The sequence below is a fragment of the Acinetobacter sp. KAM396 genome (assembly GCF_021602765.1).
Taxonomy (GTDB): domain Bacteria; phylum Pseudomonadota; class Gammaproteobacteria; order Pseudomonadales; family Moraxellaceae; genus Acinetobacter; species Acinetobacter towneri_A.
The window spans coordinates 23,719-32,548 of sequence record NZ_BPPH01000027.1 but is presented as its reverse complement, the minus strand read 5'-3'; the positions used below and the strand labels follow the sequence as shown (position 1 = coordinate 32,548).

Annotated in this window: 8 protein-coding genes; 1 reads left to right on the top strand and 7 read right to left on the bottom strand. The window is 37.8% G+C overall.

The genetic code is table 11. From position 1 onward, the window contains the following. Positions 1–71: 71 nt before the first annotated feature. Positions 72–1,151 carry an MASE1 domain-containing protein gene (locus L6C30_RS11575; RefSeq protein WP_236163395.1) on the bottom strand — a complete coding sequence of 360 codons (1,080 nt, stop codon included), beginning with the start codon at positions 1,149–1,151 and terminating at the stop codon, positions 72–74. A 229-nt stretch (positions 1,152–1,380) separates the two neighbouring features. On the opposite strand from L6C30_RS11575, the gene L6C30_RS11570 reads away from it, so the two are divergent. Further along, on the top strand, positions 1,381–1,863 hold the full coding sequence (locus L6C30_RS11570) for a hypothetical protein (protein WP_070155647.1): 483 nt from the start codon (positions 1,381–1,383) through the stop codon (positions 1,861–1,863). Positions 1,864–2,347: 484 nt separating this feature from the next. Here the strand turns inward: L6C30_RS11570 and L6C30_RS11565 are convergent, their stop codons facing one another. The 6 genes from L6C30_RS11565 to L6C30_RS11540 form a co-directional block, all read right to left on the bottom strand. Further along, positions 2,348–3,634, bottom strand: coding sequence for a mechanosensitive ion channel family protein (locus L6C30_RS11565; RefSeq protein WP_070155645.1), 1,287 nt, complete (start codon positions 3,632–3,634; stop codon positions 2,348–2,350). Between the two features lie 276 nt (positions 3,635–3,910). Continuing rightward, positions 3,911–4,444: a DUF2058 domain-containing protein gene (locus L6C30_RS11560; protein WP_019837323.1), complete on the bottom strand. Its 534-nt coding sequence runs from the start codon at positions 4,442–4,444 to the stop codon at positions 3,911–3,913. A 15-nt stretch (positions 4,445–4,459) separates the two neighbouring features. Beyond that, complete coding sequence (locus L6C30_RS11555) at positions 4,460–5,134, bottom strand: YoaK family protein (RefSeq protein ID WP_070155643.1); 675 nt, start codon at positions 5,132–5,134, stop codon at positions 4,460–4,462. A 37-nt stretch (positions 5,135–5,171) separates the two neighbouring features. Then, the gene (gene sstT, locus L6C30_RS11550; protein WP_070155641.1) at positions 5,172–6,368 is read right to left on the bottom strand and encodes a serine/threonine transporter SstT; all 1,197 of its coding nucleotides are present in this window, start codon (positions 6,366–6,368) and stop codon (positions 5,172–5,174) included. 184 nt (positions 6,369–6,552) lie between these two features. Beyond that, positions 6,553–8,304: a SulP family inorganic anion transporter gene (locus tag L6C30_RS11545; RefSeq protein ID WP_236163128.1), complete on the bottom strand. Its 1,752-nt coding sequence runs from the start codon at positions 8,302–8,304 to the stop codon at positions 6,553–6,555. Positions 8,305–8,419: 115 nt separating this feature from the next. After that, positions 8,420–8,731, bottom strand: coding sequence for a metalloregulator ArsR/SmtB family transcription factor (locus L6C30_RS11540; RefSeq protein WP_070155112.1), 312 nt, complete (start codon positions 8,729–8,731; stop codon positions 8,420–8,422). Positions 8,732–8,830 lie beyond the last annotated feature (99 nt).

Genomic DNA, 8,830 nt, shown 5'->3' with positions numbered 1-8,830 from the left:
TCGAGGTACGCCAACCAAGCGTTTAAATTCAGAATCTGAAAAACGGTTTAAGTTCTGATATCTCATGAAACTTAGATTGAGGTGGTTTTTACTTTCGCAAGAGATCTAATTAAAGACAGTAAATGATTGTCTTTGTGCTTTAAAGCTTTTTCACTTAACTGGGTAAAACTGCGGCGGTTTAGTGTTTCAGTTAAACTGTCATGATTTGCCAGATACAATACTTCTCTATACAACTGATTTCGGTTTTGGTTAATCACACATAAAATTAACGTGGCAAGACCTAAAATAATTAAACCCACACGAATAGAAATAATGTTGATTAAATAACTCGAATTCACTTGATCTATAAACAAGCCTGTGACGCTATGATACAGAGTTAAACAGACCAAGCTATTAATCAGTGCCAAATTAAAAAGTTGATAGCTGGCAGCTGCCCAAATTAATGCAGCCAATGGATACAACAATGCACCTGGTCCATAAAAAATATGGGTGCAGGCGATAGAGATCAGCAATGCAAAAAAGGGCAAGATATCCTGAATTTGAGTTTCTTTAGCATATTGATTATTTATAAGTTTTTTGAATTTAGACCAGCGTGGGGCAGCCAAAATTAAAGGTAAGACAATTACCGCATTTAAAATTTCACCAGACGACCAAGTAAAAAAATCAATCCAACGATTTTCTTTTAACATAAAGGTGTGCGGCAAATTTGGCAGCAGAAGAATGGCAAATAAAGCCCCAAAGAAACAGCCTAAAGTTACAGCAATAATATGTGGATATAGCTCTGACACATTATTATTGCTCGCTGGAAGTTTAGCGCGGGCAGAATTAAAGAAAAACAACCCACTAAAAACAGCTACAAAGTTGGAAAGCGTCAAACCTAGCGTCATCAGGAAAGTATTGCCTGTGACCAAATCGGCGCCCATATAGCCAAAAAACGCACCCAAAATTGCACCAAAACTTTTTAAAGATGGAAAGCGAATGAGTAGCCCCAACAAGAGGGCGTTGGTTGGCCAAAAAAAAGAAAAGTAGCTAAGCGGGCGAGTAAAAATACCCAATAAACAAGCAAAAAATACCACAACAGCAAGCAGCCCAAAGGCAAATATTTGCTTTTGAGCCGAAGATATAGTTTGCGGTATGCTAAAGTTTTGCAAGTACTAAACTCACTTTTGCAATGGGTTGATAATTAAGAAAAAAACTTGATGAGTTTGACGTTCATAACAGAAAGGCGATCATATCAAATAACCATTACCCATAAAGTCAATTAAATGTAAATTGTGTCACACTTTTGCTAAATAAAATTGTTGTGTTGTGTTTATGCTTGCAGATTTGGATTAAAAATATGCTAAGTTGTCTAAACGGTTTATATCTTTAAATAAATGTATGAAAAAAATATATCTAACCACAGTTTTAAGCTTATGTTCTGTCTGTGCGATTGCGAATGAAAATACAACAATACATTCAGCCAAGTTAACGCCAGTAGCAGCAGAAACGACCAATAAATTTCGTGTGGTGACCCGTCCAGAAATTGTGGGGCTGTGGGGCATGCAAATACCAAATAATCGTAAATGTATTGAATATTACAACTTTAAAAGTAATAGCGATGTGGTGATTAAAAGCGGTCAAGAATGGTCTGCGGGCGTATATGATTATCAACCTTCACAAGACCCTGCAAATTCGTTACCTGCTTTAATTTTGCAAGTTAAATATGACAATAATGAAGTGGATTGTTCTGGATATCAGGAAGACCAAACAGGGGACATTTCACAATATTTTGTAAAATGGAAAAATGCGCATACCATTAATTTCTGTAATAATGAAAAAGCAGAACAATGTTTTGCGACGTTGTACCGTGTCCTGCCTTAAACTTTTCATTATTTGGTCTATTAGAGATCTTTTATAAACTCATATCCCTCATCCTCTAGCGAGTGTATTGATCATCATGAGCGTTAAAGCACAAAAGTAGTGAATTTCAATATTTCATTAGACTCATTATTGATGATCATTTTTGGAATCTAGAATCAATTAACAAGAGCGACACATTTTATTGAGTTGAAAAGTTAGGTGAATTCTTAGAATCATTAGACTTTTTCAACCGGCAATGACCTTATTACATAAATTAGGAGCAAGCTGTGATTTAAAGGTTTGAGGAATTTTTATACAATTGAATCATAGTGTTAGATATTTTTTTTCAACAAAGCTCTGTTACAAATAAGACTTTATTTTCTCTTATTAATATATACAAATGTATTTTAATTTAAATGAAAAATTTTATCGTCTTGCTGAAAATAAAACGGCTACCGAGCCATGCAAGCATTTAGCGACACATGGCTCAGCAATAAATCCGTAATTATGCCTCGTCAATTTCTACAGGATTTAGACTTTGGACAGAACTTGCTTTAAATGGTGCAGCAATTTGCTTTAAATCTGAACCCGATGGGGCTTGATACACTTTTAAGCCAAACTCAGGAATAATTGCCAGCAAATGATCAAAAATATCGGATTGAATACTTTCATATTCTTTCCATGCAGTGGTTTTGGTAAAAGCATAAATTTCTAGCGGTAAACCTTCACTGCTCGGCTGTAGTTGGCGAATAATCAATGACTGAGATTGATTAATACCTGGATGTTGTTTCAGATAAAACTCAACATAGGCGCGGAAAGTCCCTAAATTGGTTAAACGGCGCTGGTTGTATTGTGATTGGTTTGCTAACTGCTGATTAAACTGTTCAATTTCTTCATTTTTACTATGCAAATATTGATCCAATAACAAGAATTCTTTCAGTTTGCTTTGTTCTTGTTCAGTCATAAAGTGCACAGAACTTTGATCAATTAAAATGGCACGTTTAATACGTCGGGCACCTGCTTCCTGCATGCCACGCCAGTTTTTAAAGGTATCGGTAATGAGTTTATTGGTTGGAATGGTGGTTAGAGTTTTATCCCAGTTTTGTACGGTAACAGTATGTAATGACATATCAATGACATCACCATCGGCATTTAATGACGGCATTTCAATCCAGTCACCAATCCGTACCATATCGTAGGAAGAAATTTGTACTGAAGCCACCAAAGATAAAATGGTATTTTGGAAAACCAACATCAAGACAGCAGCCATTGCACCAAAACCCGCGAGTAAGGTAAACACATCTTTTTTTAGGAAAGTGCCTAAAATCATGAGGGCACACACCACATAAATAATGAGTTTAACTAACTGCAAATAGCCCTTAATTGGCTTGTTGCGTGATTTAGGATTGCGTTGATAGAACAGGTTAAAAATATTTAAAAATTCAGAAATTGCCAAAGCAATGGTCAGGAATATAAAGGCTTGCGCAGCCATTTGCACAAAGCTTTCTACTTTATCTGATAAGTGCGGCACGGTGGTAATGCCATTCATAATCACGACAGCAGGGACAATATTGGCAATACGACGGATCACGCTATGCTGTGAAATAATTTCGCTATTGGTAAAGGTCATTTTAGAAATGAGTTTACGAATACCACGCACCACAATTTGTTTGGCGATAAAGTTGGCTAAAATTGCCAGTAAAATCACAATACTGAGTGAGGTCAGCATTTCTAACCAAGGGTATTGGTTGAACCATTCCTGAATATTTTGAATTAAATTTAAGTCTTGCAAAAGATCCTCGCTTTAAGGTTACTGTTTTTCGTCTGCATGGCATTGTAAATCTTAGCCTGCAATCCACCTTAATTTTTAATTGATGTCTGAAATTGCTAGATAGTGTATCGACTAAAGTTTAAATTTTAAGGCTGAGTAACTTTTTTGCTACATTTTAATTATTTGTTTTTACAGTAAGTTTTAACTGAATGTATAGCTCTATTCAAAAAGCCAGTACAGATACTGGCTTTTTGAATAAATACTTAGCGTCAATATTTGCATAAAAATTTGCGTGGCCTACCACATCAAATCATCTGGAATCACATAGGCTGCATATGGATCTTCTTCATCTGTTGTTGCTTCATTTTTCTCGGCATTATTGACAATAATAAAGCCTTCCATTTTGCTATTAATACGTTCAGCCAAAGCTTTCGGTAGGAAGGCATAGCTGTCATTTTCCTTGGCAATCACCAAACTACCTGCCACGAGCGCATTGTAAATTTGTTGATTGATATACACTTTTTTTATTTTGCCGTCTAAAAATTGATAAGCAACTTCACCATCGGTATCACGAATTTTATGCTGATGAATCATTTGCATAATTGCAGCTTTCAATTCTTTTTCCTGTAAAGCTGCTTTCTTTTCTTGCTCAATGGCTTGGTCTTTGGCCAGTTTTTCTTGCTGTGCCTGTGCAATTTTGGCTTTCACTTCAGCATCTTTACTTTCGCCTGTGCGCTGTTCGTGTACGGCTTGTTTAGACAGTTTTTTTGCCTTTTTATTATCGACTAAACCCGCTTTGAGCAATTGTGCCTGTAGTGCATTTTTAACCATGATAATTTCCAAAACTTAATGTTGAAGATGTCGATAGCGAAAATAAATAATCCAATACACCAAACTCAAGCTTAGGCTGAGTCCAGCAGGTACCAGAAAAGAATTCAGTTTAAATGTAGGATAAATGGCTGCAGCGAGCAATCCACCCACAAAGAAACCAAGTAAAATCAGTAAGTGCAAAACAATACGTTTTTTTTCGACTTGTAAGCCTCTGACTCGATAACCGAGAGCTAAGCCTAAATCGGTCAATACCCCAGATAAATGTGTGGTACGGATGATGGTACCTTTATAGTAGCTGACCATGGCATTTTGTATGCCCATGGCGACTGACGCCCAAAGCAGGGCATAACGTGGGAAATAAGGCAATAACACCCAGCAAATTAAAATAAATAACGCCACCAAACTCATGGGTAAACCATAACGCCGCCCTAAGCGAAAATTACTATTTCCTAAAATGACGCCGCTATAAAATGAACCGATGACATAGCACAAAATCACGACAAACAAGAAAATCATCGCTTCTGGTTTCCAGTTGATTAGCGCCATCGCCAAGATACTGACGTTTCCAGTCATGTGTGAAACGGACTGATGTAATACGGTCACCAATCCGAGTACGTTAATAATTCCAGCGTTGACTGCCAGAAAAAAAGCACCAAATTGCACCCAAAGTGGTAAAGTTTGAAAAGGCATAGTCGATGATAGTGTAAGTTTCCTAACGCATTGTATCTTAACTCAAACCGCGGCCAACCGCAGTAGTAAATAGTACATCGGTAGATGAGTTGAGCGCAGTTTCGGTTGAATCTTGCAACACGCTAATGACCATACCAACCGCAACCACTTGCATGGCGATATCTGAAGAAATACCAAATAAGCCACACGCTACAGGGATGAGCAGTAATGAGCCGCCAGCAACACCTGAAGCACCGCAGGCAGACACCGTTGCAACTACAGATAAAATCAGCATGGTGCTAAAATCGACAGAAATCCCGAGGGTGTTTACTGCAGCTAAGGTTAAAACGGTGATGGTGACCGATGCGCCTGCCATGTTAACTGTTGCGCCTAAAGGAATTGCAACACTCGCCGTTGATTCCTGTACACCTAAGCGCTTGGCTAAGTCTAAGTTGACAGGAATGTTGGCTGCAGAACTACGAGTAAAGAATGCGGTAATGCCACTTTCGCGTAAGCATTGAAAAACTAAAGGATAAGGATTGCTGCGGGTCACAAATGCCACCATGATTGGGTTGATGACCAGCGCAACAAAGAACATTGTCCCTAACAAAACTGCCAATAATTGAGCGTAACTAGCTAAGGTGCTCAAGCCTGCATCGGCAAATGTCACGGCAACTAAACCAAAAATTCCGAAAGGCGCAAAGTTAATCACTAAGCGAATGACGCGATTGACTGCATTGGCAGCATCATTGAGCAGTGCTTTGGTGGTATCTGTAGCATGACGAAAAGCAATCCCTAAAGTCACAGCCCAAGCCAAAATACCAATAAAGTTGGCTTCGGCAATAGCAACTACAGGGTTGGCGACAAAACTAAGTAAAAGGTTTTTTAAAATTTCAGCAAGACTGCCTGGCGGGGTTAATTCTGTTTGTGTTGCAACATCTAAAAACAATGTGCTTGGGAAAAGTGTACTTGCAATAACTGCACTGAGTGCAGCTAAGAACATACCAATCGCATACATCAGCATAATTGGTTTGATATAAGCATTGCTGCTTCCGATTTTAAAATTAGCAATCGACGCCATCACCAAAAGAAACACTAAAACTGGCGCAACAGACTTTAGAGCTTTAATAAATAAATCACCCAAAAGACTTAAATAAGGCGCAGATTCTGGGAATAAAATTGCAACAACCACGCCGAGTACAATTGCAATCATAATTCGGGAGACCAAGCTCAAACGCAAAAAAGCTGAAAACATACTAAAACAAGGTAAGGGAAAGCGGCTATTCTATACTGAAATTCTCATGGGCTTAAAAATAATTTTGATTTAAAAGTTAAGTCTGTATTTTTAAAAGTGATATTTATCAAACTGTTTAAATTTCAGGAAGATAAAAGTACTGATTGATTAAAAAGGATGTATATTGATTATCCAGTTTTAAAGATTAAATTAAAGACCCATTTCTTGCTCTTTGAGTAAGTTCAGGCGCAATTTCTTGCATGGCTAAATAATGTGACAAATAAACTTTTCCATTTAAATGCTGTAAAAGTTTTGAATGCTGTAATTTGTCCATTACAGGGCCTTTAATTTCTGAAAAATGCAGACAGATATTTAATTTTTCGAGTTCAAGATTTAAATCTTCCAGCATTTCGAGTGCGCTTAAATCAATACTGCTAATACTCGAACAATTCACCACAACATGCTTTAACTCAGGGTTTTGACTGACTTGATTAATAAAAAAGCCTTTTAAAGTATTGGCATTTAAAAAAGTTAGATTTTCGTCAATTCGCATAGAAAGCACATGTGGCGCGGTACGTACTTGATGTCGCTCAATATTACGAAAATGTTGTGTGCCTTCAAGTAAACCGATTACTGCTATATGTGGTCGGCTAATACGCCACAACATTAGAATAAAGGTAGAAATTATACCCATAATTAAACCTGTCGAAATATCAATTAACACAACACTAAAGAACGTAACCCACATGGCTAGACCATCGGCTTTGGAATAACGCCAAGTTTCTATAAAAGATTGGAACTCAACCAGTTTCCAAATTGAAACAATAATGGTTGCAGCCAAAACAGCCAGTGGTAAGTCCTGGAAAAATCCCGTGAAGTATAAACTGACAATAACAATCAGGATGGAGGTGAATATACCTGCCATTGGTGTTTTTGCACCTGCATCGGCATTGACAACGGTACGTGACAAACTACCCGTGACGGGAAAAGAGGAACTGACACCTGCACCAAGATTGGCTAATCCGAGTGCAATGAGTTCCTGATTGCTATTTAAGTGACTGCGTTGCTGTAAGGCAGTGGCTTGCGCAATAGACAATGACTCTACAAAACTAATCATCGAAATCATGGCTGCGCCTGGCATAAGTTGGAGAACGAGTTGTGTATTCCATTCAGGGAGTTGAATAGGCGGGAATCCTGAAGGAATTTCTCCTACTGTTTTAATGCCGACCTGTTGCAAATGCAGTGAATAAACCAAAGCAATTGAACCGATCACCAATACCAATGGCAAGGCTTTTAAGAGAAAACCACTACCTCGAACACGTTCACGAATGGCATTACTGTTGATGATTTTAGGCGCACAAATTAGAAATAAAATGGCAGCAACACCCAAGAGCACGCTATAAAGATGGGTTTTTCCCACATATTGCCAAAAGCTGTGTAAGAATTCAGGTAAGTTATTGGCTTTAAGGGGGATGTCTAAAACAAATTTAAGCTGTCCAATGGCAATCATTAATGCAGAGGCAATAATGAAGCTTTTAATGACAGGATGGCTAATGAGTTGAATTAAAAAACCGAAACGAAAAACACCTAAAAGTAGTGAAATAATGCCGACCAACAGGGCAAGTAAACAGGCTGCTTGAATATAAGCCGCCGAACCAACTTCAAACAATGGATTGAGCGTCGCAAAGGTCATCATGGAAATAATGGCGACTGGGCCAATGGACAAGGTTGGGCTGCCACCAAACAAGGCGTACATGATCATGGGGATCACGCTTGCATATAAACCCATGACAGGAGGTAAACCTGCAAGCATTGCATAAGCCATTCCTTGAGGTACCAACATGGCTATGACGATAAACGCAGACAACAGGTCAGTTTTAAATGTTTCTGCATTGTATTTTCGCAGCCATTGCCAAGCAGGTAGCACCCGTGCCAATAGTGAATTGAAATCTGACATAGTAAAATCTAAATCATAAATTTAGATATATTATGAACAAAAAATGCTAAGAAGTCTTTGAGATAGGAGGGGGAATTAAATTTTATGGATATGCCTGATATATAGGCATCATTATTCAGTCCTGTGGGCAATAAAGTGAGTATAGGATATTAAGAATCTGCACCATTTTGTCATCTTTAATTGAATAAAAAATTTGCTTGCCATCACGACGGGTATTCACTACATCACTTTTACGCAGCATCATTAATTGTTGCGATAACGTAGGTTGATGAATTTGGGTTAACTCTTCAATTTGAGAAACATTTAATTCTTGCTGAGATAAATGACAAAGAATTAAAAGGCGGTCAGTATTCGCCAAAGATTTTAAAATTCCAACAACCGTATCCGCAGATTCGCGCATTGATGTGATTTCAAGCCCATCGTTCATTGTTTATTCTCTTAATTTACAGCTAACCCAATATATTAGGCGGGAGTGGAAGATAAATGATATAACATAAATCATTGGTTATATATGAGAACAATTATG